This is a genomic window from Sphingomonas sp. Leaf30 (genome assembly GCF_001422525.1).
Classification (GTDB): Bacteria; Pseudomonadota; Alphaproteobacteria; order Sphingomonadales; family Sphingomonadaceae; genus Sphingomonas; species Sphingomonas aerolata.
The window spans coordinates 199888-226343 of the sequence record NZ_LMKZ01000016.1 but is presented as its reverse complement, the minus strand read 5'-3'; the positions used below and the strand labels follow the sequence as shown (position 1 = coordinate 226343).

The following is a 26456-nucleotide window of genomic DNA, read 5'->3' as shown; positions in this document are numbered from 1 at the left end:
GTACGAAAGAGGAAGAGCTATGAGGAACGAGATGCCGATCAACGTCAACGCGGCGAGTGCGCCGGAGTTGGACGCCATCCCGGCGCTAGCGGGGCACGGGTTCGAAATCGTCCGCTATCGTGAGGAACGTGGCGGGTTCAGTGACCTGAGACAACTTGATGAAGTACCCGGTCTTACCGGTAAGGCCGATGGGGCGACTGCTTCACTGACCGTCGGCGATTGCTGACTCAGGCGGGCGCCAGACTTTGGAACGCCGCGATAAGAGCCTGTTCGTTGATCGGTTTGTCGAGAACGATCATCGATGGCCGACTTACATGGCATGCTTCGCGCGTGCCGGTCACGAAGATCACGGGCGTCGGCCCATGCTCCAAAATGATGGCTTCCACCGCGGCAGGGCCGGTACCGGCTGAGAGATTGACGTCGGACATGATGATGGAGGGAGGCCTCAATCTCGCAGCATCGATTGCCTCATCTTGCGAGGCAGCCTGATCAAAGGATATGCCGCCAGCCCGCTCGATCAGCTGGATGATGTGATCGGCGATGAGGAAATCATCCTCGATGACGAGCACATGGCACATATGACAGATCCCGATAAGCTGAGCTCTTAACCAATGTGGTCACGCAATGGGCCCGCCACGGCGTTAATAAATGTCAGACAAGGTCGAGAGCTCAGATCGGCGCTTCGATTGCGAAGCGAACACCTTCCGGCAAATATTGGATTTCCGCCTTGCCGCGGATGTGGCGTGACAGGACGCGCTCAATCATTCTCGTACCAAATCCAACACGTGTTGGTATAGCAACGATAGGTCCATCCTGCTCCGCCCAGGAGAAGGTAAGTCGGCGTTCGGTTGCATTGCCGTTCAGGTCCCAGCGTATGCTCACCTGACCCTCCGGTACCGAGAGCGCTCCATATTTGATCGCATTGGTCGCCAGCTCGTGCAGTGCCATAGACAACGCAAGTGTCACTTCCGGGGTCAGCCGTATCGTCGGGCCGACAGCGGAAAACCGTCGACCGTTGCTATCCATGAACGGCGCCAGCACCCGCTCGACAATCTCACCGATTGCCGCGCCTTCGATCTCGTCCTTGAGCAGCAGTTCGTGCGCAGACGCGAGGCTAGCGATGCGGCCCGACACCGCATCCCGAGCCTCAGCAAGGGACCCAGCATCGCGTAGCGTCTGACTGACAACGGCACTGACCGTCGCAAGTGTGTTCTTCACGCGGTGTGTTAGTTCATGGGCCAGAACCGAACGTTGCTCCTCGGCGAATTTGCGAGCTGAAACATTGCTCGAAAAGCCCGAAACCGCCAACGGCGTGCCATCCGCACGGCGCTGCAGCGAGCCTTGGGAATGGATCCAGCGTTGCTCGCCTTCAGGCGTCAATATGCGGTATTCGACGTTATACCGCATGCCATGCTCGATAGCGCTGTTCAGCGAAGATCTGACGAGTTCGCGATCCTCTGGGTGCACGCAGGCCAACAAGCCTTCCGCCGATAATATCTCTCCGGCCGGCCTTCCAAAGTTCGTCAGGCAACTTGGCGAGTAGCTGAGCCGCCATTCTGGCAGGTCGATGGTCCAAGTGCCCAGTCCGCCAGCATCGAGCGCAGGCGCCAGGCGCGCTTCTCGTTCGGCCAAAGCGACTTCACGCTTCGCCAGCTCGGCACTTAGCGTGTCGCGGTCGCGTTCCAACTGCAACAGCCCGTGCCGCTCGAGCGTGACATCGAGCTGGGATGCAACGAAGTAGCGTAGGCTGCCGGTCGCGTCATGCACGGGCGCGACCATGAGGCGGTTCCAGAACGGCGTGCCGTCACGACGGTGATTCAGGAGGTCGATATCGATCGGCTCGCGGCTAGCGACCGCATCCTTCATACGTCGGACGTCGGCCTGATCGGTCAACGGTCCCTGCATGAAACGGCAGTTCCGGCCAACAACCTCGACCGCCGAGAACCCCGTCAAAGCCTCGAACGCGCGATTGACGTAAACCAGCGGGTTATCCGGTAGCGTTGGATCGCTGACGACCATCGGGCCTCAATCGGCAAGGACGAGATCGGGAGGGTGAGAGACGGAATGTCGATCAACCAAGCACTTAAGAATAAATTTGTTTAATCACGGGCAGCTGCAAGCGTCGGTATTCTTTTTAACGTATGACCAGGCGTTCTGAAGTACGATTTGAGCTTACCTACATTACAGACGTGGCGATCAAGGCAGGGAAGACGGGGCTGTCTATTGAACAAAAGAGCGACGCATATACTATTCACTAGCGGCTGAACAGATAGAGATTGCGGCTACCGTTCATTTAACATTTAACCGTTTACGACTTGCATGAAAGTGAAAATGGAAAGTATCCCCGCTCCGGTAGTAGTGTTTGACCTTGACGGAACGTTGGCGGACTCTGCACCAGCTATCACTGTCGCGGTAAATTGGTTAATTTCAAGGTATGGGGCGGTGCCGTTCTCCGTTGCACAGGTACGCAGCTTCATGGGCCGTGGCATCGAAATGGTCGTGAAAGACCCACTCATTCAGTCGGGTATCGCTAAACAACTAAGTTTTGACGATGCATTCCCCACATTCATGGCCCACCATATTGATAACGGACCATCCTCGATTCATCCTTGGAAAGACGTTGATCAAGCGCTGACTACGTTGCAGAAAAGCGGGGTGCGGCTTGCACTTTGCACCAATAAGCTTGCGATACTGACGTACCCCCTTTTACAAACCCTTGGCTGGCAAAATATGTTTGATCGGGTCATATGCGGGGACACCTTTACTGTTCGTAAACCTAATCGACTTCCTCTGATTGCCGCAGTCGGCGAACGAACAAGACGGGCTGTCTTTGTAGGAGACACCACTATCGACCTCGAAACAGCAAATGCAGCAAAAATACCTTGTATCATCATGGACCCCGCGAACCTTTTAATCATGCCGCGTCGGGCAAAGGTGAGGATCTTAAATAGCTTCCGCGACCTGCCGTCGCACGTCTTAAAGCTGTTGCTGACTGATATCGGCAAATAATTGTGGCTGATGGCATTTGCAATCAGCGCAAGATCGATCGACCGACTTGATAGCATCAGCGATCTTGATGAAACACGTCACCGCTGCAGTTGCCGCCCTCTGACAGAAATGTTGCTACCCTTCCGCTGCAGCGGCATCGTTGAGCATTCTCGGATCGCCGAAGCGATACCCAGTCAGGTACAGTCGATCTGCCTTGCTCAGTGGCGACTTACTGTAGGTGCCTGCTGCCCAGCTTTGTGTCGCAGTGTGCTTCGTTCCATGCTCGACCATCAGGTCGTGCGGCGCAACGTACCACTCCCCCCGGTCAGGAAAGGCGATCCAGATATTCCGGCCCAAGTATTTCTTGTCGATTGTCCAGCGCCCCTTGAGTTGAACAAGCTTCGTGTCGCCGGTTGTCTCGTTGTGCAAGATGAGATCAATGCCGTTGTCGTAGACAGGGAGAAAAGCGTTATATCCTTGGTTCAGTGCAACTGTGACGAGCGCGTTCCGATTGATGACCTCGACCGCATCACTGCTCAGCACGGTCATGCGACCCGCATGAGTTGCGACGGGTAAGGCACGGCGAGCTCCTTCAGTTCGTCCCAAGGTGCTGTCAGCCAACGATCGTAATCGTCGTCGTGCAGGATGACCGGCATAGCTTTTGGATGGATGGGCGCCACGATCGCGTTCGGCTCGGTCGTCAGGAAGCCGTAAGCATTGCCGCGCTCGGTCGGACGCCAGATCCCTGCAAGAGCAAAGACCGGGCGGCTGGGCACGTCGAACCAGTGCAGCGGCTTCTTCCCGTCTTCGCCCGGGGCAATCCCGTATTCTGAAAAGGCCGTGACAGGCACCAGGCAGCGACGCGCCGGAGTAGTCAGCATTGAACGCCAGAAACTCGAGTTCAGGTTCCGCACGTTGGTCACGTACTTGGTAAGCTTGATCGAAGGATCACGCGCGCTGGGCACCTGCGTTGGCACACCCCATTCCATCCGCTCAAGCTTCCGCTCCGCTCCGTCCTGCACGATCACCCTGCCGTAGAACGGGGTCTTCTTGCCGGTGGGGAAGATGTCACCGACAGGGTATTCCTCGTCCTTCTCATAAGGGGGCCGGATACCGAAGGTTACCGCAAGGTCGACCTCCTTTGCCGTCATACGATACCGGTTACACACGGAGCCTGTCCCTTGGGTTGGCGCCGACGAGATTACTCGCCGGCGCACGCGTCTTACAGCTTGTCTTTCAGACCCTTGGCGGCCGTAAACACAACCTTCTTCGAGGCGGCGATCTTGATCGCTTCGCCGGTTGCTGGGTTGCGACCGTCGCGCTCCGGGCGGTCCTTTACGGTGAACTTGCCGAACCCTGGAATCGACACCTCCTCACCCTTCACAGCTGCTGCCGCGATCTGGTCGAACACGGCCGTGATCGCCTTCTTTGCGTCGGCATCGTTCGAACCGGTCGCTTCCGCGACGCCCTTGGCCAGGTCACTTACGTTCATGCTAGTCGTACTCCGTTGGAAACACTGGCGGGACCTTAGCCATGGCGAACCACGAGACAAAGACCGTACTGGACGACGCCAGCGCCGCGGCTGTGCGGCTGATGCTGGATAAGCTCGCTGATCACGATGTCGCCGAAGTCTATGAGGCTACCTCAGGGCAGGGGCCGATCGCCGACCTTGCAGCCGAAGCGATGCGCGCCCGAAACATCGATCTTTAGCGGTTGGCGATGCGTTCGCGCGTGACGCGAGGATCCTCGTAGAGATCGCGGATCGCGCGGAGCCGAAAGACGTTCCACCAGCGCTGCCAGCGATGCTCGGCTGCATCATGGATCATGTGGCAGCGCTGACATAACGCCTTAAGGTTCGAAGATGCGCTGTTGCCCGGGTCGTGATCGAGGTGCGCGCAGGCCAGGACGACATAGGTCACCCGACTGAAGCCAGCATGAACCCGGCTTTCAGCGAAATGCGCTTGCCGCGGTCCGAGCGCCAGCATCGGACATCGGCGTCCCACCAGCGTCCGTCGCCGAGATGGACCACACGGCGCAGATGTGGCCGGCCGCATCCCTCGCACTTGGCACCGGCGCGATCGAACCGGACCGTCTGCGACAGCTGCCGCCAGTCAATCGGGTAGAGCCAGCGGTTCTCGGGGCGGATCGGCATGACGATTATATGAGTCACCGTACGACCAAACGGAAGCGATAATTCGCCATTTGTTGCCGTTCCGTATTTTTTTCGTTCCTCTCCGTGCGCCGAGGGGAAGGGCAGGTCATTAGCCCGGATCGGGACGATCAAAGCCCTTGCAATGTAGGACTTGGTAACGGAACATAAAGAGAACGAGTAGAGTCTTAGACCATGATGTCCCCCGCCCCCGAGTCCCTTGCAACCAGCCTTGCCCACCTGCGGACGATCGCCACGCCGGTCACCGACTACCGCGTGCTGCCGTTCGGCGTGGCTGCGATCGACAGCAGACTTGGGGCTGGGGGTTTACGTGCCGGCGCGCTTCACGAGGCGACGGCGCGTAGCGGATCGCTGGTGGATGACGCCGCAAGCACGCTGTTCCTTGCCGGAATTGCGGCGCGTGAAGCTACCAACGCCAGCGGCCCTATCTTGTGGGCCACGTGTCGCACCGACCTCTACGCTCCGGCTTTGGCGCAGGCAGGCCTGTCCTCGTCGGATGTCATCTATGCTCAGCCCTATGATGACGTGGCGTTGCTCGCTGTGATCGAGGATGCGGTTCGCGATGGCACGCCGTCGGCGATCGTTGCGGAGGCAAGCAAGGTATCGATGGTCGCAACCCGCCGCCTGCAGTTAGTCGCGGCTGAAGCCGACATGCCAGTGCTGCTCCTTCGCCGTCGCCGCGGTCGTGACCAGGATCCTTTTTCCGAACCATCCGCCGCGTGGACGCGCTGGCGGATCGGCTCCGCGCCTTCGGCGCGGCTGGACGTCGCGGGTGTAGGGCGAGCGAGATGGACGGTCGAACTGGCGCGGCAACGTGGCGGTGAGGGCTTTTCCCTTATACTGGAGGGCAGCGATGAGACGGGTCGTCTCGCTGTTCCTGCCGAACTTGGCCATCGAGCGGCTGAGACGGTTGGAACGGCCCGCTACGCGGCCGCCTGAGCGGCCCGCCCTGCAGCTGCCGGTCGACGATGATCAGGGTGCATGTTCGGTGCCACGGGGCGGCGGTTGGCGGCCTGGCGCCCGCTGGGCGCGAACCAGTGCGCAGTCGCGTGAAGAGGTCGAGGCGCAGATCGCGTCGCTTCCTGTCCACGCGCAGCCGCCCATGCGAGAGCTTGGCCGGCGATCGGAAGCAGCGAGCCACCCGTACAAGGCTCATGCGCCTGCATTGCGGATCGTCACGCCAGCTATGCCCCCGGTCCAGCACGCGCCGCTCGCTCTCATTGGCAAGGTCGGCCGACGGGAGGAGGTCGTCGCTGCCTGCACTGGCGCGCAGGCGCTCGGCATCCATTCTGGCATGGCCGCCACTCATGCACGCGCGCTTGTCTCCGATCTCGACTTCCGTCCGATCGAGCCGGAAGCCGATGCCGCACTCCTCGATCGCCTTGCGCTGCTTGCGGTAAGGCGCTGGTCGCCGATCGCGGCTGTTACACCGGCTGATGGTCTTTGGATCGATCTCGCGGGCTGCGATCACCTCCATGGCGGAGAAGAGCGGTTCTGCCGTCGTCTGCTCGCCTTTTGCCGTCGTGCAGGCTTCACGGCGCGCGTCGCGGTCGCCGATACGCCGGGGGCCGCCCACGCGCTGGCCCGTTTTGGCAAAGCAGATCTTACTCGCGTCGAGCCGCACGGTACGGTCGAGGCGCTCAGCCCATTGCCGATCGCCGCGTTGCGCCTGACGCCCACGGCGTTGACCGCGGCACGCAAATTTGGCTTCGAGCGGATCGCGGATCTCCTCCCGGTCGCGCGCGGACCCCTCGCGCGCCGTCTCGGACTGCCGACCATCACACGCCTGGATCAAGCCCTGGGCGGTGTCGCAGAGCCAATCACCCCGCGAGAGGACATCGAGGTCCCGGCGGTCGAACGCCGGCTACTGGAGCCGATCAGCACTGCTGAGGCGATCGAACAGGTCATGGGTGACCTCTTGGGCGATCTTGTCGTGCTGCTGCGGGCGAAAGGCGTTGGAGCACGCTCGCTCCGCCTGACGGGAATGCGCGTCGATGGCACGGAGCAAATCGTGGCTGTCGGCACATCCCGGCCGACACGGGAGGTCTCTCACCTCCTGCGGCTGCTGAAGCTGCGGATCGAGCGGATCGATCCCGGCATGGGCCTCGAGCAGTTTCAAATGGTGGCGCCGCACACGGAGCCGCTCGACGCGGTTGATCTCGGCGCCGTCCTCGCTGGTGAAACGCTGGTGCGCGACCCTGCACGCCTGGTCGACCTGATCGCAGGCAGAATCGGGATGCACTCGGTCTTCCGCATCGCTCCCGTCGAAAGCCATGTCCCGGAGCGGGCCGTGGTCAAATCCGATCCCAATGAGCTGCCGGGGACTTGGCCAGAGTGGAAGCGGCCGATCCGTCTCTTCGCGCATCCAGAGCCACTGCATCGCGTGATCGCCCTGATGCCCGACCAACCTCCACGGCGCTTTGAGTGGCGCGGCACGACGTACAAGGTGGTTGGCGGCGACGGTCCCGAACGCGTTCATGGCGAATGGTGGCGGCGCGATGCGGAAGTGTGGGCTGTCCGCGACTATTACCGCGTCGAGGACGAGACTGGTGGCCGTTACTGGGTGTTCCGGCGTGGCGACGGCTTCGAAGACGACACCGGCGACCTGTCCTGGTGGATGCACGGGGTCTTCGGATGACCCACTATGTCGAGCTTCAGGTGCTGACGCACTTCTCACTGCTCCGCGGGGCGTCCAGTCCGGACGAGCTGTTCGCGGCCGCTGCCGTGCTTGGCTACCCGGCGATCGGCGTCAGCGACATCGGCACGGTCGCCGGCGTTGTGCGCGCATGGGAAGCGCAGAAAGCCACTGGCGTCCGCTCGATCGCGGGCACGCGCATCGATCTATCATGCGGCCGTCGCTTGCTGCTTTACCCAACGGATCGTCCGGCCTGGTCACGGATCACCCGCTTGCTCACCGTCGGCAAAAAGCGAGCGGGAAAGGGCGGCTGCCTGCTTCATTGGCATGACCTGGAGCCATGGTCTGAAGGCGTCGTCGCCATTCTGCTTCCGCATGAGGCGGACGAAGAGAACCTCGCTGCGCTGAAGGACCTCAAGGCGATCTACGGGCGTCGGGGCTACATGGCGCTGTTCCAGCGGCGTCGGCCGGGCGACGCGGTCCGCATCGATGCGCTGGCGCGACAAGCTGGTGGAGCGGCAGTGCGCGCGGTCGTGACCGGCGACGTGCTCTACCACGCGCCCGAAGCGCGGCTGCTGCAGGACGTGGTCACGGCGGTGCGCGAGAAATGCACCGTCGACGAGCTTGGCTATCGCCGTGAGGTGAACGCCGATCGCGCGCTGAAATCGCCCGACGAGATGGTCCGGCGCTTCCGCGCCTACCCCGACGCACTGCAGGCGAGCGTTGAAATCGCGCGGATCTGCACCTTCAATCTTGGCGAGCTTCAGTATCAGTACCCGCATGAACAGCTGATCGATGGCCTGACGGCCCAGGAAGCGCTCCAGCAGCTAGCGACAGAAGCGGTCGAGCGGATGTTCGATGACGACGTGCCGCAGGCCTATACCGATCAGATAACGCACGAAATGCGACTGATTGGTGAGCTTGGCTATGCGCCGTACTTCCTCACCGTCTACGCGATCGTGCGGGAAGCCCGCCGGCGCGGTATCCTGTGTCAGGGACGAGGATCGGCTGCCAACTCGTGCGTCTGCTTCGTGTTGGGCGTCACCTCGATCGATCCGATCAAGCATGAGCTGCTGTTCGAACGGTTCGTGTCAGGGGAGCGTCGTGAACCGCCCGACATTGACGTCGACTTCGAGCATGAGCGCCGCGAAGAGATCATCCAGTGGATCTACGAGACCTACGGTCGCAACCACTCCGCGCTGACCGCCGTAGTGACGCGCTACCGCGCGCGCGGTGCGGTGCGTGACGTCGGCAAGGTGCTTGGCCTGCCGGAAGATCTTACCTCGTCCCTGGCGGGGCTTGTATGGGGTTGGTCCGCGGACGGCGTCGGCGAGAAGCAGGTCGAAGAACTGAACCTCGACATCGGCGATCGCCGGTTGCGCCTGACGCTGGAACTGGCCCGCAAGCTGATCGGCGTGCCGCGGCACATGTCGCAGCACCCAGGCGGGTTCGTCCTGACGCATGACCGCCTCGATGATCTTGTCCCGATCGAGCCCGCTGCAATGGAAGACCGGCAGATCATCGAGTGGGACAAGGACGACATCGATGCGCTGAAGTTCATGAAAGTCGACGTGCTGGGCCTCGGCATGCTGGGCTGCATGAACCGCGCCTTCAACATGCTCGAGGCGGACAAAGGGCTGCGGGTAGGGCTTGCCGACCTGCAGGACGACGATCCCGACGTCTACGCGATGATCTCCAAGGCCGACACGCTCGGCACCTTCCAGATCGAGAGTCGCGCGCAGATGAGCATGCTGCCGCGGATGAAACCGCGCCGCTTCTACGATCTGGTCATTCAGGTCGCGATCGTGCGGCCGGGACCGATCCAGGGCGACATGGTCCATCCGTATCTGCGCCGACGCGAAGGGCTGGAGAAGCCGGAATATCCGCGACCCGAGCTGCGTGCGGTGCTGGAAAAGACCCTCGGCGTGCCGCTGTTCCAGGAGCAGGCGATGAAGGTCGCGATTGTCGGTGCCGGATTCACCGCGGCCGAGGCGGACCAGCTGCGCCGCGCGATGGCGACGTTCAAGTTCACAGGCGGGGTCTCGCACTTCAGCGAGAAGCTGATCGAGGGCATGGTCGAACGCGGCTACCCGCGCGAGTTCGCCGAGCGCACGTTCCGTCAGCTCGAGGGCTTCGGCAGCTACGGCTTCCCCGAGAGCCACGCGGCTTCATTCGCCAAGATCTCCTACGCATCATCGTGGATGAAGCATCACCATCCCGACGTGTTCTGCGCCGCACTGATGAACGCGCAGCCGATGGGCTTTTACGCGCCAGCGCAAATTGTGCGCGATGCGCGCGACCACGGCGTCGAGGTCCGCCCGCCATGCGTCAATGCCAGCCGCTGGGACTGCACGCTGGAGAAGACAGGGGCGCGCTACCTTGCCGTGCGGCTCGGCCTTCGCCAGATCCGCGGCCTGTCGAACGCTGATGGCGCGAAGATCGTTGGCGCGCGTACGATCACACCCTTCGAGAGCGTCGAGGACGTCTGGCGCCGGTCTGGCGTGCAGCGCGCGGCGATCGAAAAGCTGGCTGACGGCGATGCCTTCCACGGCTTCAGCGTCGATCGTCGGCAAGGTCTTTGGAAGGTGAGGGGGCTCGGCGAGGCTCCGCTGCCGCTTTTCGCGGCAGCTGATCGATCAGCCGAGACCTTCAGTGCGGAAGGCCTCGAGCCAGACGTCGCACTGCGGCCGTTGACCGACGGCCGAGAGGTGATCGAGGACTACCGGGCGCTGCAGCTCTCGCTTCGCGCGCATCCGCTGACGTTCGTGCGCGACGAGTTGACTAGGCGCGGCGTCACCAAATGCGCCGATCTCGCCAACATCCGGGATGGCCGATACGTCGAGGTCGCCGGCATTGTCCTGGTCCGTCAGAAGCCTGGCTCCGCCAAGGGCGTGCTGTTCATCACGATCGAGGACGAAACGGGCATCGCTAATGGCATCCTCTGGCCCGATCGTTTCGAGGCACAACGTCGAACGATCATGTCGGCATCGATGGTCGGCATGAAGGGGCAGGTCCAGAAGGAAGGCGAGATCATCCATGTGATCTGCAGCCGGATCGTCGACCACGGCGACCTCCTCCACCGCGTTGGCGACATGTCGTTTCCGCACCGGACCGGGCGCGGCGATGCCGCGCAACATCCCGGCTCGCCCGACCGTGGCGACAAGGGATGGAATCCTGAACCACGCAACCAATACTGGCCGCCCCACGCAGACGGCATGGGCCCGGAGGAGGTCATGCGGTTCAAGTCGCATGACTTCCATTGATCGGTGTCGAATTTGCCGAGGCATCAGCGTGTCGTGATCGCGCTGTCCGTGCATATTTTGCGTACCGGCGTCACTCGCTGTTCCGAGGTCCGCGTTGATGTGCCGGAGATCCGCCTCGCTCTTCGTTGCCTGTTGCCGCATTGCCCCGAGAAATGGCCACTCACCTTGTTTTGGGACGCGGCGGCGCAGGACAACGAAATTGGCCGGGCTCAGGGCGTCACTGCTGCGTTCAACGGGATCGTTCGCCAGCTCCGTCGGGCCGGCTGCTACGAGGAAGTCACGCCGCCATGACCAGCGCTATGAACCAGGCGAAGCACGAGGGGCGGGCGGTACACAGAACGGCTCCAGTTTTTCGCTAACGATAGGCAATGACGGAAAACCTCCAAAATCGGGTTTCCGACTAGTGAGACAAAGCGACAGGGTTTGTCGCGCACCCTGGCTCTCGATTATTGGCTGCGTCCAGCACTTCAGGGGTGCCATCGAAAATCATGTGTTTTGCGACGGGGCGTGGCGGGCAGTCGGCGCCCAGTGGCAGCTTGGTTGTTGCCGCCCATTAGCGGACGTTGGGGATGGCGATCCGGGCTCCCGAAACCGGCACGATCTTTCCCGTTTCTACGTCTCCAACAGGCCATTTCGGGAAAGAGCAATCGGGAACGGATTTTGGGAAACGGAGTGCCTTGGACGGCTTTCGCCGTGATCGCCCCGGCGACTGTCCCGCTATGAGTTCCTTTTCGGGAAGAAGCTCAAGCGTTAAAGCGTCACCATGATGATCATGTCCGCCATGCTGTTGGTGTCGGTTGAAGCCGGCGCAGGTCCTGACATCGCAAGCACGGCCAAGTAAGAGTGAAGTAATGACAGACGCCGTAAACGTTATTGCCGTGGACCATACAGGCTTCGCCGTATTGTCTTTAGACGAAGCCGTTCGCTTCTGGACGGAAGCGCTCGGTTTCACACTTGAGCGGCAATCGGAAATGGGGGGCGATTTCCTGCATCAGGTGACCGGTGTCGATAATCCTAATGTCAAAACGGCGATCGTCAGGGCACCGGACGGCTATGTCGTCGAACTGTTGCAATATTCAAAAGGGCGCCAGAACGGTGCGGTGCCCAACAGCGCGGGGGCGATCGGTGCGGCCCACCTGGCTCTGGCCGTAAACGATAGCCATGTCGCTATTGCCCGCGTCGAGGCAGCAGGATGGAAGGCGAAGGGTAGTCCGTTGCCGATCGCGGGTGGGCCAAGGAAGGGAACGTTGGTTGCCTACATTTCAGGCCCCGATCATATCATGATAGAGCTTATGCAGCCGCCAGCCCGTTAATGGGCCGGCGGACGTTTTCCCGCTTCACCCTCCTTTTCGGGAAAGGCTGCAGCTGCCCAATGTCGGCTATCGCCACCCGCCTTCCCGAAAGCGGACGGGTCGGTTTCCTTCCGAACCCGGACATTCCTAGTTACTGCGCGCCGAGACACGGACGACAACGAGCGCGTCAGAAGACCGACAGAAAGCGTGGGCGTTTACACATCGGTCGGGGCGGGCGGCCTTCTCATTCAACGGTTCGTTTGTGGGAAGGCGGGTAAGGGCACCGTCCAGCCCGGGCGAACGGGTCCTACCATGATCTTTACTGATGCACAGGCGGATCCATTCGCGACCTGTCACAACGGTCGTGAGCGAGCCGCAAACCAGCCGGTAAAACCTGAGATTGCGACAGCCGGCACAGCGAGGACGCAGGACATTGCCAGGCCGATTACCCAGAGCGAGATAGTCCCGGCGGTGAGCCATATCACAGGAAGCTGGGCAAACGTCAGGATGAATCCTGCCATCCACCCCCTCGTCTTGAACGCTGCCCCTGTTAGCGCCGCTAGGCCCAACGAGGCGGGGTACCAGAGACGCCAGTAGGCGTCGGCATCCCAGGGTTCCGCCGCGCCTGTCACCCAGCAGACGAAAAGCCAGTACAGGACACCGGATACCAGCAAGACGGGGATCTTCATCAGTCCGGTGCTTATCGGCCTCTTGTCACATGCAAAATGCCTGAATCCTATTCTCGCCAACCAGGTGCCGGGGTCAAAGCAGATTAACGCGGCTCACCAACCAAATTTTGGATATGGGCGCTGTTGCCTGCAATAGCGCCCGTGCCTCGCTGCATCCGCTTCGCACGGTACAGAGCCTCGTCTGCCTCTTTGAGCAACGAAGCCCGATCGACATAGCTGGCACCATAGGCACAGGCTCCGATCGTCGCGGACACCATTATAACGTTACGGTCGTCAGGTACGTCGTAGCGTAAATCCGCCAGCAATCGCGCGATGTCTTGGACGAGCTCTTCCTGCGTACGCCGTCCGCGCAGGATTAGCACGAACTCGTCCCCGCCAAGTCGGGCGATGAAGTGATCGCCCAGATACTGTACTGCTTGCAGCTTGGCGGCCATCACCTGCAAAACCTTGTCCCCGGTCGCATGGCCAAGCCGGTCGTTGACCTCCTTGAACCGATCCAGATCGATGATTGCGATAGCAAGCGGTGTGCCTTCCCGGGCGCGATCGAGCGCAGCTTCCAATTCTTCGTTAAAGGCGCGTCGGCTTGGTATGCCGGTCAATTCGTCGGTTCGAGCTACCGCAACCAGGCGGCGCTCGAATTGGTACCGGTCCGTGATGTCCTGGATCACTCCCATGACGGCGACACGCTTACCGGCGCGCTCATCGATCTCACCCAATGTGCGCACGCGACGGGGCCGCCCCTGCGCATCTGTGAAGTTCAGCTCCAGATCCCATGCAGTCCCTTGCCGCACACAGCGGTCTAGCGCTGCTTCCAGCTTCGCACGATCGTCTTCAGGGTAGAACTGCATAGCTAGGGCAAGCTGCGCTTGCGAGCCCGGCGTCAGGCCGTGGATCGCGTAGGTCTGATCGGCCCAGTGTATCCGTCCGCCTTCAAGCTCGAGGCGCCACGACCCGATCCTTGCCATGCGTTCGGCGTGCTGGAGCAGTCTGTGCGTGCGGGCCATGTCACCAAGGGCCTCTTGGCGATCAAGCGCCAGCTGTAGGTTCTCTTTGCTGGTCCGGCGCGCCTCAAGCAGCGCTTCGACGACCCGTGCCATACCGGCGAGTATCTCCAGCTTTTCGCGGGTCGGATCCTGCGGTTTGTCGTCAGCCACGCACAAGGTGCCGATCGGCAGCGCGGCACCTCCTCCTGATGGTGTCACTCGCAACGGCACGCCTGCATAGAAACGCACAAAGGGTGTTTCCACCACCATAGGATTGGTTGCAAAGCGCGGGTCGTCGCGCGTGTCCGCAATGACGAGCAGATCGTCGGCTGCGATAGTATGGGTGCAAAAAGACACATCTCGTGATGTCTCGCTAGCCTCAAGGCCGCACGCTGCCTTGAACCACTGCCGGTCCGCGTCAACTAACGAAACGAAAGCGAACTTGCAGCCAAAGAGGTGCCGCGCCCCTGCAGCGATGGCGTCGAACTCGGCTTCAGGGGGAGTGTCGAGCATATCGAGAGCACGAAGCGCGTCCAGCCGCGCTATCTCGTCGACTATGCCGGTTATGTTTACCATGGGAGACGGTAGCATAAGTGAGGTTGGCATCGGGTTAACGGCATGTACAGGGTCGGTACATCGCCGCGACTCGCTAATGGCATGGCGGCGACTGAGAGACGCTGGAGCGCTCCCGCTTGATAGGAGCATAAACGTGTCCAATTCGAGCGATCTGAGCACTCTTGTTCATAACGAAGCGCGCGCGCGGGAACAGGCCGAAGCCAGTAACGACGTTTCAGCTCGCATCGCTCATCTGGCTCGTGCTGCCGGGTACGCCAAAATGATCAAGGCTTTGAAGCCATGATGGACGGCGAAACAACCGCTCAGCACCTCGAACGTCTAATAACGATTATCTGTGAAGCTTTGGCGGTCGCGTATGCTGGCGATCAACCGTTGGTAGGCACGCATATCCATAGCTGCCTTCGAACGCAACGGCGTTGCTTGCTATCTCCGATAGATTTTCACGGCCCTTTTAATAGCAATCAGCCCGATATATTGAAGGAACCAGCAAACAAGATCGCTTGCCAGCAAAACTTACTATCCACGACTTCTAATCCCGCAACCGAACGATGATCGAGACGGATAGGGCGTTCTCGGAATCGATCCCGGTCGAGACGATCAGGAGCCCGACGTCAGACTATTTTCAACAGCCCCGGCCGTTTGTTAAACATATACAGACGGTGCTGCTGAGGCAGTTCGTGTACACATCAGCGTTAATTGGCACTCGCTGACCGCGGTAATCGTCAGAACGAAACCTGGACGCGCCCTAAAATTCTGTCTCCAGCGTTGCGTCGATCGGCAAACCTGCTCGCGATGGCGGTGCGGGAGACGTCAGTCCCAACATAATCGACGCCGATCGTCAGACGGTCACGACGATGCTCGAGACCCAGCCGCCAGTTGGTGTAACTGCCGCCCGGACGAAGACGCTCCATCCGGATGGGGTCGCGGACGCTGCCGGAAGAGTGGCCGACCTCGGCCAGCATCGTCAGCGGCGTACCGGGAATACCGGCATTGGCGTTCGCATAGACATACACGTTGCTGCCACCGATCGCGCGCTGCGACGGCGCGCCGATCACGCCGACCGTGGCGTAGAGCGGACCATAGGCATAGCTTGCCGATACGCCGGCCTCGACATAGTCCATGCGGCCCCGCGCCCCCGCGAATGCGTGGCCGGTGGCGTCGGTGCGGATACGCACCGCACCCAGATCCCAGTCGGTTCCCACCGAAAGGTCGACGACCGCATCGGCGCCACCGTGTCGCACGCTGTTCCGAAGCGTTACCACGCGCGCCGATGCATCGAGCCGGCCGCGCGAGACGCGAATATCGCCCGCCAGCGCGGCACGTCCCTCACTCCAGCTCAGCCCGCGCCGTTCCTCTTCGCTCATCATTTCCAAGGTTACCGACCCGGCATCTTGTGCAAACGCGGGCGTGATCAGGCCGCAACTTGCGGCACCGAGCACGCCCGCCAATCGAACGCGCCGGATCATCCTGCGCGCTGCGGACCGTGGATCCGGTCAAGCTCGGCGCGCAGCATCTGCTCGTCTTCCTGCGCCAGCTTTACCAGATGCTGCTGCATGTCCGCGGACTTTGTCGCGACCTCCTTCTTGATCGCGCCATGGCTCGCAACGCACCAGCCGGGCCGGGTGCCCGAAATCACCGGTTCGCTGTTCATGCTGCGCACCAGCCTGGTACCCGATGCCGCGACCGCGTGTCGCGCCACCGACATACTCGCCGCCCAGTCGCAGCGTAGCGACGACGGTCTTCCGCCAGGTGCAACCGCGCCCACCTGCTTATGGGTGATGACCACGTCGCCGCGATATTTGACGGCGACCGGACCGCTGCGGTGATCCACCTGGTTCTGATGATCGACGGGCATGCTAAGGGCCGCCCCGGTAGCAGCAAGCACCAAGCCGGCAGTTAGAAAACAGGCCATTTTCGCTCTCCTTTTGCCATCCCGATCCATTCTGATCGGTGAAGCCAATCCTTACGGACGATAATTCTACAACGATGGTTTAGCGTGTCGGTTCAGCTGAACTCCGGCCGCAAGGCGCGTGCGTGCAGGCGATCCTTCACGTCGAGACGCAGCCGCTTCAGCCGAAATAGCCGCAAGGTATCGGGCATGCGTCGCTTCATCTCGACGCGGATCTGCTCATCCAGCCGGGCATGCAACTGGGTCAATTTGTGAGAAAATATAGGCAAAGCCGCTCTCCAACCAACGATTGAACGATCGGATCAGTCGCGATGAAAGCAGGCGAACAGGCCAGGCCTAGACATCGAGATAACCCGATGCGGTCCGACATCACGTTCGTCCTGAGACGATCGCCAGAGGGGCCCGGCCCGCTCCCTCAAGCTAGGGTTTCGCCGGTCAAGGTCAATAGGAGAGCGAATGGATTCGCACGAGTTGACATTAGGACACGGGTCCCCGATGTTACTGACATGTACGCTCCTGCGACACATAAGCGTTTCCGCGACCACGCCGGCCAACTCGCCGCACGCGCTTAGCCCGAGCTCGCGGCCATTGCCGTTCGAGTTCGGGCTTTATTCGATCTGACCTTTGGGACGCGTTCTGCGCGCCCATGATCTCGAATAAGTGGAAACCGTGTAGTGGAAAACCAATCCTCGAAATCCGACGATTTGTGTCAGGATGACCGTCAGCATCAAACTGCCAATCCAGCACCTCAGCCTTTCCTGCGGATGCGCCCACAAAGCTTTTTCTCGAACAAATTCGATCTGGAAATCGTAGAAGGCTATTCTAAGGCTGATGCCGAAGCCCGGCAGAATGAAGGTAAGGACTGGCTGAGCCGACTTATGGAGCTCAACCTGTTACTTTTGATCGTTTTGGTTGGCGTACCGGTGCTGGTATATTGCGTCTTATCCTCCGTACTTTAGAACACGATAAGATACCGCCTTCGCGTCGCAACCGGGATTGTGGATAAAGGCCTCTGGGTCGTCCCACTGAAGCCTCGGGTAAATGACAATATGTCAGGCGCCCGAGGACCGTTTAGGTACGATAGCTCTGAATGCGAGCGAGTTCCTTTGTGACATTGCAACGCGTAAGCCGATCGGCCGTTGTGGAAAAATGGTAACAAATACCTTACCCCAACGGACCGCGTTGAGTCTGCCGCATCTCGCGGTGCCGCTGACAGCAGCGCTTCAAATTTTGACGCCTGTGTTACCGCAGATCGGGATCGGTGAGCCTATCGGATCCCGGTCTCTGGCGGTCCGAACCTTGATAACCCCGGCAGGCTGGGCATTCTCGATCTGGGGCGCGCTCTACCTCGGCGCCACAGTGTTTGCCGTTTATCAGGCAATGCCCGCACAGCGCCAAAATACGTTGCTTCATCACCTGCGCTGGCCGGCAGCTGGCGCATTTTTGGGAAATGCACTCTGGGCTGCTTACACGCAGTTTTACGGGTTAAGTTTCGTATCGGTTCTGATCATTACCTTCACGCTGACGTGCCTGATCGTTGCCTATCATGCCCTGTCGAATGCGACGGTGTCGAAAACTGCGTGGTGGTGCGCGTACCTTCCGTTGAGCGCGCTCGCCGCATGGTTGACCGCCGCTACCACCGTCAACATCGCGGCTAGCTTGAAATATCACGGCGTGGAGGGCGGTGCAGCCGCTCCTGGGATCGGTGCAGCGGTGATCGTGATTGCTGGACTCATCGCGGCCACCGTGCTGGTCCGAGGACGTGGTAATCTACCGTACGCAGCTGTTTTCCTTTGGGCGCTTGCTGCTATCTTCGCTGCAGGTGGCCAAGCTGCAGGACCTATTGCCGTAGCAACCGGCGCTGCCGCGATCCTCGTTATTTCAGGCTTGGTCGCTGGCTACCGGCGCAGGGTATATGCGTCTGGTTCGATTACAGGTTGAAACTAAATCCGTAGCCGAGACCTAGGGTGAATTGGGTCCGGCGCCCGCGTTCGCGGATGAGGGGTGAATCGCCTGCGTTCTGACCTAGTCGATCCAGGCCAGTGAAAAGCGTGATGGCGCTTCGCCGGTTTAGGGGACGAATTACGGTACCGCCTACACCGTAGGACAATAGTCCGCCTGACGCAGAATACGGTCTAAGTCCGGACCGTCGCGACTGGAGCGCATCGATGCCGAAATACGTCTCGATATACTCGCGGCTTGCCAGCGTTGCGCGAGGCCCGATGTTGATGATGGTCCGTCCCCGGCGCGCCTGGTAAGCAACTGACCCGTCGGCGACAACGCCGTCATGCCCGCCGAAGCCGCGACGAACCTCGATCCGTCCACGCCATGGCCCAGCCCGTTTCTCGACGAAGCCTCCCACCTCAACAGCTGCATCTACGTCGCCGAGGCCGCGTAGCGCGTCACTCCCGCCTGTAATGAGGAACGGCGATCCCCCGCGCTCTTCATCCCGCCCAAAGCGGAGCTTGGCGAGCGGTCCTGCCTTCCACCCGTCCCGGTTCACCCCGTTCCAACCCAAACCGTCGGGGATCGAAGCGAAGATGGTGTCCTTGTAGTTGATCCGCAGGTCGGGAAAGATCGACAAGGCCATGTCTCGCGAGCCTTGCCATGCAGGGCTTAAGACTGGTGCGACGCCGACGGTGATGCTCCATCCGGCAGTGCCTGCCTCCAAAGGCCGACCTGCGGGGGGGGGGCGGCCGCAGGTCCGTCTGCGCGAAGCAGGGTTGAGCAGAGACTAGCGCAAGGATGGTTAGAGCGGAGCGCATCCTTATCCCTTTTTTCGGCCCCGTTGATGACGGTCGGTCGGTCATGTCAGCAGCCACCTTATCCCCGCGCGTCGTAAACGCCAGTCCCGGTAGATGGAGTACGGCTATACCCACAGCGTATGACCGGTCCGCTTTCAATGCCGGCGGACGCGTTCAAACTCAGGCCGAAGCAGCCGCTCGCGTTTTCCACAGGGACCAGCCGACGCCGCAACCCAGTATCGCAAAGGTTACCGCCAACGACGCTGCGGGCGGGAATTTGGCGAGCCCGAACATGTCGGCAACGAAGATTTTCGAGCCGATAAATACCAGCAACGCGGCCAAGCCGTATTTAAGGTAATGGAACCGGTCGACCATCGCGGCGAGCGCAAAATAGAGCGCGCGTAACCCAAGGATAGCAAAGATGTTCGACGTGTAGACGATGAATGGATCCGTTGTGATCGCGAAGATGGCCGGCACGGAATCGACCGCAAAGATGACGTCAGCGCATTCGATCATGACCAGAGCCAGTAGTAACGGCGTAGCGATCCGGCGCATGCGCCCCGTCGCTGGGTCCTGCTCTTTCACCCAGAAACGTTCCCCGTGAAGTTGGTCGGTAACCGGCATGCGCTGGCGAACCCAGCGTAAAACGGGCGAACTGGCCACGTCATATTCCGTGTCTGCAGTCAGCCACATCTTGATACCGGTGAAAACCAGGAAGGCAGCAAAGACGTATAATACCCATTCGAACCGATCGACCAATGCCGCACCAAAACCGATCATCACTGCACGCAGGACAATGACACCCAGGATGCCCCAGAACAATACACGGTGCTGGTGGATGCGGGGGATGGCGAAGTAGCCGAAGATCATGGCGATGATGAACACGTTATCCATCGCAAGGCTCTTCTCGATGACGAAGCCCGTCACGTAGTTGAGGCCGGCAGTCGGCCCGATATACCACCAAATCCATCCGCCGAACGCCAGTCCCAGCGTGATGTAACTTGCTGACAATGCAAGGCTCTCGCGTACCCCAATTTCTCGTTGTCCGCGGTGCAAGACACCCAGATCGAGGATCAGCAACGTTGCGACGATGCCGAGAAATGCCAGCCACATCCAGACAGGCGTACCAAGGAATAATAAGGAAAGCAGCTCAGGCATGGGGACCTCTGACAAACGTGATGACGTGGGGCGGGATCAGCGATCAGGAGGGCAGGTATCTCGCGGTGGTGCGCACAAGCGACCTTCCAAGTGCAACTCAAAGCGCTTCAATTGCAGCAGAATTGGAGAAATTGGAGTTCGGCGCGCCATCGCGATACGCGCGCGCTCGTCCAACTGCTGATGCAGTTCGGCGAGTCTGTTGGTTTCCATGCTCAGAGCCTCTTTTCAATCGGTGATCGAAAGATCGGATCATCAACGACGACAGGAGGCAAAGCGGCCAGGCCTATATCGAGATAACCCGATGCGGTCCGACATCACAATCACCCAAGGGAAATTGTCAGAGGGGCCCGGCCCGCTTTTTATAGATAGGTTACGGTTTGCGGTGATCAAGCAGTTTCAATATTTGATAACGACCGTAGTCTGCGCTCAATCTGCCGCACTTCTCATCCCAAAACATCACGCCGATCGGGAAGATGAATCGGTCGAAAACGCCCCTTTCTGGACGCTCAGTTTGGCGAGCCGCAAGCCTGAAAGCCATTCGGCCAGCCATAAGCCGCAACGTGCCCCGCCGGCAGGTGCTCTGCTTGCAGCAGGCAAGCCGTGCGGCGTATGTCGCTACTGCTGGTGGGGGGGAATAAATGGCGAATGGCATTAGCAGCCGCGGAAACTCGGTTGTCGGCGAGCGCTGGCCGCTCTTCTGGGCAGGCTGTGCGGCGATCAGCGTTGGGGTGGCCTTTCACTTACCAATGCTCGCGATGGCCCATACGATGGGCAATCACCTTTCGGGTATGGCTATGGACGGATGGATGTATCTAGGCATGGCGCTGATCGGTATCGGCGTGCCGGCAGCTATATTTGGCGCTTTACCCAAGAAACGGCCTGATCACAGGGCAGCCGTTGGCGTCGCATATGAAGCGCCCGATGATACCCCTCTGACGCGCTCGCATGCTGCCGTTCTGCTGGTGCTTACCCTCGGGCTCATCATCGACACTATGAAGCCAGCAACGCTCGGCTTCGTGCTCCCCGGCATGCGTGGCGAGTATGGGCTCGCTAAATCGACCGTTGCCCTGCTTCCGTTCGTTGCCCTTACGGGGACCACAGTTGGCTCGTTTCTGTGGGGGTGGCTTGCGGACATCTATGGTCGGCGTGTGTCGATCCTGTTGTCGACGATCCTGTTCGTTTCGACATCCATCTGCGGCGCTATGCCTTCCTACAGCTGGAACCTGGTCATGTGTTTTCTGATGGGGTGCTCGGCTGGCGGAATGCTGCCCGTTGTCTACACGCTGTTGGCGGAGATCATGCCTCCACGGCACAGAAGCTGGGTTCTTGTGCTGGTTGGTGGCACGGGACTGGTCGGTGGCTACCTCGCAGCTAGCGGTGCAGCGCATCTGTTCGAGCCCCTGTTCGGCTGGCGTAGCTTGTGGCTGCAGGGCTTTCCCACCGGTTTGCTGCTGCTTGCGATGGCAAGGTGGATTCCTGAGTCCCCGCGCTTTCTGTTGGAACGGGGTATGGACGCCGAGCTAGCTGACATGGCTCGAAAGTTTGGCATCGTCAGGCGTGCGCCACAAGAAGCCCCAGCGGACGCTGGCAGCGCAGCGGCTCACCACCGCGAATTGACCATCGCCCTGGTGATCACGGCCCTGTCCTGGAGCTTCGTCAACTTCGGCTTGTTGCTATGGCTGCCTTCGGATCTTCAAGATCGAGGCTTCAGTGCCGAGATTGCAAGCGGCATTATCGCCAGCTCAGCACTTGTTGCCCTGCCCACGATCATGATCGCGGCCTTCCTTTACAGCCGTTGGAGCAGCAAGCGCACTCTGATCGGCACTGTGCTTCTCACACTCGCCGGGCTTGCCGGAGCCCTACTGCCGGCGCCTACCCTGGCTTGGCCACCACTGCTCATCGCAGTGATCGCGTTACTGGTGGTTGGCACAAACGGATTAATCGCCGTGCTACTTCCCTATGCAGCCGAAAACTACGCATTACGCGTACGTGGACGCGCTACCGGGCTTATCGCGGGTAGTAGCAAATTTGGTGGCGTTGCTGTCCAGCTGGGGGCCTTCGCTGGATTGATCCCGACGATGGGGGGCGCGGCGATCGCGTTGATCATACCAATGACGCTGTCAGCGGTACTGATCGGACGCTCAGGTAGAGAGACGCGCGGCCGCAGCTTACGTGAGCTGGAAGCAACGGCTTAGCTGTCGGCTTCATATCGACCTGCGCGGAGTGTCTCCTTCAGCGGTCAAATGTGTGAAAAACCCAGTCGTAATCACGACTGCACGACAAACAGGTGTTTTCGGACACCCAAGCAGACCTGTCGGCGCTTAGCGTATATCTGGGTCCGTTCTATGTACCGACCCCCTTTTGGGAAGGTTTGGGGGCTGAAGGCCCGGTACTATCCCATACAACCGAACGGCTTCGCTCGACCATTTTCATCAACCGAAACCATCGTGAATAGAGCCGTGGCCGCATGTCGTCGTTCCCCGGATATTAAATCCTCGGCGCTAAGATCAACACTGATGCGCACGGAACTGCGCCCGGTCATCCGTACTTCGGCGGTTAGCTCGACCATCTCCCCCTTCTGGATAGGGGAACGGAAGTCGATCCGGTCAGATGCTGCCATAACCATTACCGCCCGGGCTTGGCGGGTTGAGGCAATGAATGCCGCCTTGCCCATCATGCGAAGTGCATCACCACCATAGAGGGTGCCGTAATGGTTGGTCTGATTCGGGAAAATCATTTCGACCATTCGCAACGGCTGCACCGCATCATGCGGAACCATCTCACCCATCGGTGGCAGAGGGTCTTCGCTTCCGACTGCGACGAGCGTGAAACGGCCTCGCGTACACAGCCGTCGTTCGCCCGATACCGGTGCCTCCGCGATCAGTTCGACCTCGACGTCGAGCGACTTACGTCCAACCCGCACGACGCGACCTGTCACCTCGACCATATCGCCGATCCGGGCAGGCGCCGCGAAATCGATCTTTTCCGAAGAGGCGGTGACGAAGGCCGCGCGACCGTGGCGTGAGGCCGCCAGGAAGGCGACCTTGTCCATATGCGCCAGAGCCACACCACCGAACAGCGTGCCGTGGTGATTGGCGTCACCGGGGAAGACCATGTCGATCAGCTGAATAGGGGTGCTGTGGTGTTCCTGTGGCATCCTGGTCCTCAATCATTCGCGAGGGCATCCAGACGCCAGCGACCAACGGGAGAGGTACACCTCTTCCTACAGCACGCAGCGGCCAGACCGGGCACCCCGCCGGTGGTCGTTATGGCGTCGAAGGCAGGTCTCCTGGCTCGCGGGTCATCGTCGAAATCCCGGCCTTCCCAGCGCTGAAGCGCCAGTGGCACACGAGGGTTTCTACTCGCCGCTTACAGTTGCGGGGGCAGCATCGGAATCGAACCGATTTCCCGTCTTAGCCTTCGGCCAATCGGCGAAGGAACCTTGACCTCACTGAGGTCGCAGGAAACGGCCCTTTACGTCAAGGCCAAGTGGCTTCGCGGACTAAGAACGGCATGGTGGGCGTAGCCGTACCACCGTCCGCCGTGCTTCCACTCATGCCGCCTCATTAACATATAAAGATATCTTTATATGTCTGTTGACAATGATCGCTCGCTCGTGTCGAACGGCCACGTCGAGGTTCCCCATTCCAGGCATGGCGATGGGGCTAAGACGGGAAGCCGGTGGTGTCCTTCGGGTCAGATTCCGGCGCTGCCCCCGCAACTGTAAGCGGCGAGTGGCGGCTCCATTTCGTGTCACTGGGTTCTCGCAAGGAGCCTGGGAAGGCCGGAGCCACTGCGTTGACCCGTAAGCCAGGATACCTGCCTTCGACGCCATAACGTTCCTCGGACGGGGGTTCCTCCGGTGGATCGCGCTTGATGCGACGGTCCGTGGCTTGCCGCCATCCGGGCCTGTTCACGCCTTGCGCGCTTTCGCCTGACCTCCCGCCCGCATAGCCAGGGTGAGTCATGACGAATAGCGGGTTCACATTCTCGATCAGCAGTATCCCGTTCGACGAGGATTATCGTCCGGCCGACAACACGCGCATCACCACCAATTTTGCCAATCTCGCGCGCGGAGACAGCCGACAGGAGAATCTGCGCAACACGCTGGTGATGATCGACCATCGGTTCAACGCGCTGATGCACTGGGATAATCCCAGGGGTGATCGCTACACGCTGGAGCTGAAGATCGTCTCGGCCGCGCTCACGCTCGGGGATGGTGCCGACGACGAAGCCTTCCCGCTGATCGAGATCCTGCACACGACCGTGACCGACCGGATCAGCGGAGAGCGGTCCGACGGCATGATCGGCAACAACTTCTCGTCCTATGTACGTGACTACGATTTCAGCGTCGTCCTGCCTGACCACCTGAAGGCTGGGGGTGGCGGTGCGCCAGAGGGGTTCGGCGATCTGCACGGCAACTTGTTCAAGCACTTCCTTGGCTCGAGCGCCTACCGTGACAATTTCCGCAAGCCGCCGGTTATCTGCCTCAGCGTGTCGAGCAAGGAGGTGTATCACCGGACCGCCAACGTGCATCCGATCCTCGGCGTCGAGTACCGGAACGACAAGTTTTCCTCAACCGATCAGTATTTCGCCAAGATGGGTATGAAGGTGCGCTACTTCATGCCGCCACACAGCGTCGCGCCGTTCGCCTTCTATCACACCGGCGATCTGGTCAGCGACTACACCAACCTCGAACTTGCCAGCACCATCGCAACGATGGAGACGTTCCAGAAAATCTATCGTCCTGAAATCTACAATGCGAACTCGGTCGCGGCGGAGCATTATCAGCCGAGCCTGAAGTATCAGGACTATTCCCTGACTCGCATCGTCTACGATCGCGAGGAACGTGGTTGCCTCGCTGTCGAGCAGGGCAAATTCGCCGAAGAGCATTTCATCAAGCCGCACAGTGCCGCGCTTCGGCGCTGGTCCGCGACCTGCGGCCTCTGATCCCCACGACACGAAGGTATTTGCATCATGACGACATTGTTGCCGACGACGACCGCGGGTAGCCTGCCCAAGCCTTCCTGGCTCGCCCAGCCCGAGACCTTGTGGTCGCCCTGGAAGCTGGAGGGCGACGAGCTGGTCGCTGGCAAGCAGGACGCGCTCCGCCTCGCGGTCGAGGACCAACGGCAGGCGGGTATCGACATCCTCGGTGACGGCGAGCAGACCCGCCAGCACTTCGTCACGACCTTCATCGAGCATCTCGACGGTGTCGATTTCGAGAAGCGCGAGACGGTGCGCATCCGCAACCGCTACGACGCCAGCGTGCCGACGGTCGTCGGCGCCGTATCGCGCCCGAAATCGGTCTTCGTCGACGACGCCCGTTTCCTGCGCGCGCAGACCGATCAGCTGATCAAGTGGACGCTGCCGGGGCCGATGACGATGATCGACACCCTCTACGACGCGCATTACCGGAGTCGCGAGAAACTGGCATGGGAGTTTGCCCGCATCCTCAACGAGGAAGCCCGCGAGCTGCAAGCGGTCGGCGTCGACATCATCCAGTTCGACGAACCCGCCTTCAACGTGTTTTTCAACGAGGCGAACGACTGGGGCATCGCTGCCCTGGAGCGCGCGGCCGAAGGGATGACGGCTGAGACCGCCGTCCACATCTGCTATGGCTATGGCATCAAGGCTAACACCGACTGGAAGAAGACGCTCGGCTCCGAATGGCGCCAGTACGAGGAAACCTTCCCCAACCTGCAAAGGTCGAAGATCGATATCATCTCGCTCGAATGCCAGAACTCGCGCGTGCCGATGGACCTGATCGAGCTGGTCCGCGGCAAGAAGGTGATGGTCGGCGCGATAGACGTCGCGACCGACACGATCGAGACGCCGGAGCAGGTTGCCGAAACACTGCGCAATGCGCTGCGCTTCGTCGATGCCGACAAGCTCTTGCCCGCCACCAACTGCGGGATGGCGCCGCTGTCGCGCGACGTCGCTCGGGGCAAGCTCCAGGCGCTGAGTGCCGGCGCGGAAATTGTGCGGCGAGAGATACTCGGCTGATCACGGCGGTGTTGGATCGCCAGCGCGGAACGGGTCCCAGGCT

General features: G+C 60.6%; 28 protein-coding genes and 2 riboswitches. Of the genes, 14 read left to right on the top strand and 14 right to left on the bottom strand.

The window, feature by feature from the left end; genetic code table 11:
* Positions 1-31 precede the first annotated feature (31 nt).
* Positions 32-226 carry a ComEA family DNA-binding protein gene (locus ASE89_RS12815; RefSeq protein ID WP_056678535.1) on the top strand — a complete coding sequence of 65 codons (195 nt, stop codon included), beginning with the start codon at positions 32-34 and terminating at the stop codon, positions 224-226.
* A 1-nt stretch (position 227) separates the two neighbouring features.
* Here ASE89_RS12815 and ASE89_RS12810 read toward each other — a convergent pair whose 3' ends face one another.
* Together ASE89_RS12810 and ASE89_RS12805 are read right to left on the bottom strand one after the other, a co-directional pair.
* Positions 228-578 (bottom strand): response regulator, encoded by a 351-nt coding sequence (locus tag ASE89_RS12810; RefSeq protein ID WP_056678329.1) that lies wholly within the window; start codon positions 576-578, stop codon positions 228-230.
* A gap of 91 nt (positions 579-669) precedes the next feature.
* Positions 670-2019, bottom strand: coding sequence for a PAS domain-containing protein (locus ASE89_RS12805; protein ID WP_082451486.1), 1350 nt, complete (start codon positions 2017-2019; stop codon positions 670-672).
* Positions 2020-2331: 312 nt separating this feature from the next.
* Here ASE89_RS12805 and ASE89_RS19920 point away from each other — a divergent pair, with 312 nt between their 5' ends.
* On the top strand, positions 2332-3009 hold the full coding sequence (locus tag ASE89_RS19920; RefSeq protein ID WP_168427665.1) for an HAD hydrolase-like protein: 678 nt from the start codon (positions 2332-2334) through the stop codon (positions 3007-3009).
* 114 nt (positions 3010-3123) lie between these two features.
* On the opposite strand, the gene ASE89_RS12800 is transcribed toward ASE89_RS19920, so the two are convergent.
* The 3 genes from ASE89_RS12800 to ASE89_RS12790 are packed head-to-tail and all read right to left on the bottom strand — an operon-like array spanning position 3124 to position 4480.
* Positions 3124-3537 carry a hypothetical protein gene (locus ASE89_RS12800; RefSeq protein WP_056678326.1) on the bottom strand — a complete coding sequence of 138 codons (414 nt, stop codon included), beginning with the start codon at positions 3535-3537 and terminating at the stop codon, positions 3124-3126.
* A complete protein-coding gene (locus ASE89_RS12795; protein WP_269082961.1) occupies positions 3534-4157 on the bottom strand; it encodes an SOS response-associated peptidase in 624 nt (207 codons plus the stop codon). The genes ASE89_RS12800 and ASE89_RS12795 overlap by 4 nt, the downstream gene beginning before the upstream one ends.
* Positions 4158-4210: 53 nt before the next feature.
* A complete protein-coding gene (locus ASE89_RS12790) occupies positions 4211-4480 on the bottom strand; it encodes an HU family DNA-binding protein (protein WP_056678321.1) in 270 nt (89 codons plus the stop codon).
* Positions 4481-4521: 41 nt separating this feature from the next.
* On the opposite strand from ASE89_RS12790, the gene ASE89_RS20505 reads away from it, so the two are divergent.
* Positions 4522-4698: a hypothetical protein gene (locus tag ASE89_RS20505; RefSeq protein WP_156363482.1), complete on the top strand. Its 177-nt coding sequence runs from the start codon at positions 4522-4524 to the stop codon at positions 4696-4698.
* Positions 4699-4903: 205 nt separating this feature from the next.
* On the opposite strand, the gene ASE89_RS21235 is transcribed toward ASE89_RS20505, so the two are convergent.
* Positions 4904-5272 (bottom strand): hypothetical protein, encoded by a 369-nt coding sequence (locus tag ASE89_RS21235; protein WP_236701769.1) that lies wholly within the window; start codon positions 5270-5272, stop codon positions 4904-4906.
* A 63-nt stretch (positions 5273-5335) separates the two neighbouring features.
* Between ASE89_RS21235 and ASE89_RS12780 the strand changes: the two genes are divergently transcribed.
* The 5 genes from ASE89_RS12780 to ASE89_RS12760 all read left to right on the top strand — a co-directional run bounded on the left by ASE89_RS12780 (position 5336) and on the right by ASE89_RS12760 (position 12369).
* Positions 5336-6097, top strand: coding sequence for an ImuA family protein (locus ASE89_RS12780; RefSeq protein ID WP_201781552.1), 762 nt, complete (start codon positions 5336-5338; stop codon positions 6095-6097).
* Positions 6012-7796, top strand: a complete 1785-nt coding sequence (locus ASE89_RS12775; RefSeq protein ID WP_330219059.1) for a Y-family DNA polymerase — start codon at positions 6012-6014, stop codon at positions 7794-7796. The genes ASE89_RS12780 and ASE89_RS12775 overlap by 86 nt, the downstream gene beginning before the upstream one ends.
* On the top strand, positions 7793-11056 hold the full coding sequence (locus ASE89_RS12770; protein ID WP_056678314.1) for an error-prone DNA polymerase: 3264 nt from the start codon (positions 7793-7795) through the stop codon (positions 11054-11056). Before ASE89_RS12775 ends, ASE89_RS12770 begins: the two co-directional genes overlap by 4 nt.
* Before the next feature lie 33 nt (positions 11057-11089).
* Positions 11090-11347 (top strand): hypothetical protein, encoded by a 258-nt coding sequence (locus ASE89_RS12765; RefSeq protein WP_236701768.1) that lies wholly within the window; start codon positions 11090-11092, stop codon positions 11345-11347.
* A 560-nt stretch (positions 11348-11907) separates the two neighbouring features.
* Entirely contained in the window at positions 11908-12369 is a 462-nt protein-coding gene (locus tag ASE89_RS12760; RefSeq protein WP_056678307.1) for a VOC family protein, read from the top strand.
* A 751-nt stretch (positions 12370-13120) separates the two neighbouring features.
* On the opposite strand, the gene ASE89_RS12750 is transcribed toward ASE89_RS12760, so the two are convergent.
* Positions 13121-14533: a sensor domain-containing diguanylate cyclase gene (locus ASE89_RS12750; protein WP_236701767.1), complete on the bottom strand. Its 1413-nt coding sequence runs from the start codon at positions 14531-14533 to the stop codon at positions 13121-13123.
* Between the two features lie 196 nt (positions 14534-14729).
* On the opposite strand from ASE89_RS12750, the gene ASE89_RS20500 reads away from it, so the two are divergent.
* On the top strand, positions 14730-14879 hold the full coding sequence (locus ASE89_RS20500; RefSeq protein WP_156363481.1) for a hypothetical protein: 150 nt from the start codon (positions 14730-14732) through the stop codon (positions 14877-14879).
* A gap of 439 nt (positions 14880-15318) precedes the next feature.
* Here ASE89_RS20500 and ASE89_RS12745 read toward each other — a convergent pair whose 3' ends face one another.
* The 3 genes from ASE89_RS12745 to ASE89_RS19915 form a co-directional block, all read right to left on the bottom strand.
* Complete coding sequence (locus ASE89_RS12745) at positions 15319-16062, bottom strand: TorF family putative porin (RefSeq protein WP_056678300.1); 744 nt, start codon at positions 16060-16062, stop codon at positions 15319-15321.
* Positions 16059-16538, bottom strand: coding sequence for a hypothetical protein (locus tag ASE89_RS12740; protein ID WP_236701766.1), 480 nt, complete (start codon positions 16536-16538; stop codon positions 16059-16061). The genes ASE89_RS12745 and ASE89_RS12740 overlap by 4 nt, the downstream gene beginning before the upstream one ends.
* Before the next feature lie 62 nt (positions 16539-16600).
* On the bottom strand, positions 16601-16753 hold the full coding sequence (locus ASE89_RS19915; protein WP_327196655.1) for a DUF465 domain-containing protein: 153 nt from the start codon (positions 16751-16753) through the stop codon (positions 16601-16603).
* Between the two features lie 426 nt (positions 16754-17179).
* On the opposite strand from ASE89_RS19915, the gene ASE89_RS20495 reads away from it, so the two are divergent.
* Positions 17180-17464, top strand: a complete 285-nt coding sequence (locus ASE89_RS20495) for a hypothetical protein (RefSeq protein ID WP_156363480.1) — start codon at positions 17180-17182, stop codon at positions 17462-17464.
* Positions 17465-17687: 223 nt separating this feature from the next.
* A complete protein-coding gene (locus ASE89_RS19910) occupies positions 17688-18446 on the top strand; it encodes a hypothetical protein (RefSeq protein WP_236701765.1) in 759 nt (252 codons plus the stop codon).
* On the opposite strand, the gene ASE89_RS12735 is transcribed toward ASE89_RS19910, so the two are convergent.
* The 3 genes from ASE89_RS12735 to ASE89_RS20490 all read right to left on the bottom strand — a co-directional run bounded on the left by ASE89_RS12735 (position 18436) and on the right by ASE89_RS20490 (position 20617).
* Positions 18436-19095 (bottom strand): MipA/OmpV family protein, encoded by a 660-nt coding sequence (locus ASE89_RS12735; RefSeq protein WP_056678294.1) that lies wholly within the window; start codon positions 19093-19095, stop codon positions 18436-18438. The genes ASE89_RS19910 and ASE89_RS12735 overlap by 11 nt on opposite strands.
* Positions 19096-19429: 334 nt before the next feature.
* Positions 19430-20407 carry a TerC family protein gene (locus ASE89_RS12730; RefSeq protein WP_056678290.1) on the bottom strand — a complete coding sequence of 326 codons (978 nt, stop codon included), beginning with the start codon at positions 20405-20407 and terminating at the stop codon, positions 19430-19432.
* 36 nt (positions 20408-20443) lie between these two features.
* The gene (locus ASE89_RS20490; protein ID WP_156348069.1) at positions 20444-20617 is read right to left on the bottom strand and encodes a hypothetical protein; all 174 of its coding nucleotides are present in this window, start codon (positions 20615-20617) and stop codon (positions 20444-20446) included.
* A gap of 428 nt (positions 20618-21045) precedes the next feature.
* Between ASE89_RS20490 and ASE89_RS12725 the strand changes: the two genes are divergently transcribed.
* Entirely contained in the window at positions 21046-22602 is a 1557-nt protein-coding gene (locus ASE89_RS12725; RefSeq protein ID WP_236701764.1) for an MFS transporter, read from the top strand.
* Positions 22603-22799: 197 nt separating this feature from the next.
* Here the strand turns inward: ASE89_RS12725 and ASE89_RS12720 are convergent, their stop codons facing one another.
* Positions 22800-23564 carry an acyl-CoA thioesterase gene (locus ASE89_RS12720; RefSeq protein ID WP_056678287.1) on the bottom strand — a complete coding sequence of 255 codons (765 nt, stop codon included), beginning with the start codon at positions 23562-23564 and terminating at the stop codon, positions 22800-22802.
* Positions 23565-23668: 104 nt separating this feature from the next.
* Positions 23669-23867: riboswitch (cobalamin riboswitch) on the bottom strand.
* 159 nt (positions 23868-24026) lie between these two features.
* A riboswitch (cobalamin riboswitch) is annotated at positions 24027-24248 on the top strand.
* Positions 24249-24373: 125 nt separating this feature from the next.
* On the opposite strand from ASE89_RS12720, the gene ASE89_RS12715 reads away from it, so the two are divergent.
* Together ASE89_RS12715 and ASE89_RS12710 are read left to right on the top strand one after the other, a co-directional pair.
* Positions 24374-25357 (top strand): DUF1852 domain-containing protein, encoded by a 984-nt coding sequence (locus tag ASE89_RS12715; protein WP_056678286.1) that lies wholly within the window; start codon positions 24374-24376, stop codon positions 25355-25357.
* 27 nt (positions 25358-25384) lie between these two features.
* The gene (locus ASE89_RS12710) at positions 25385-26413 is read left to right on the top strand and encodes a methionine synthase (protein ID WP_056678283.1); all 1029 of its coding nucleotides are present in this window, start codon (positions 25385-25387) and stop codon (positions 26411-26413) included.
* Positions 26414-26456 lie beyond the last annotated feature (43 nt).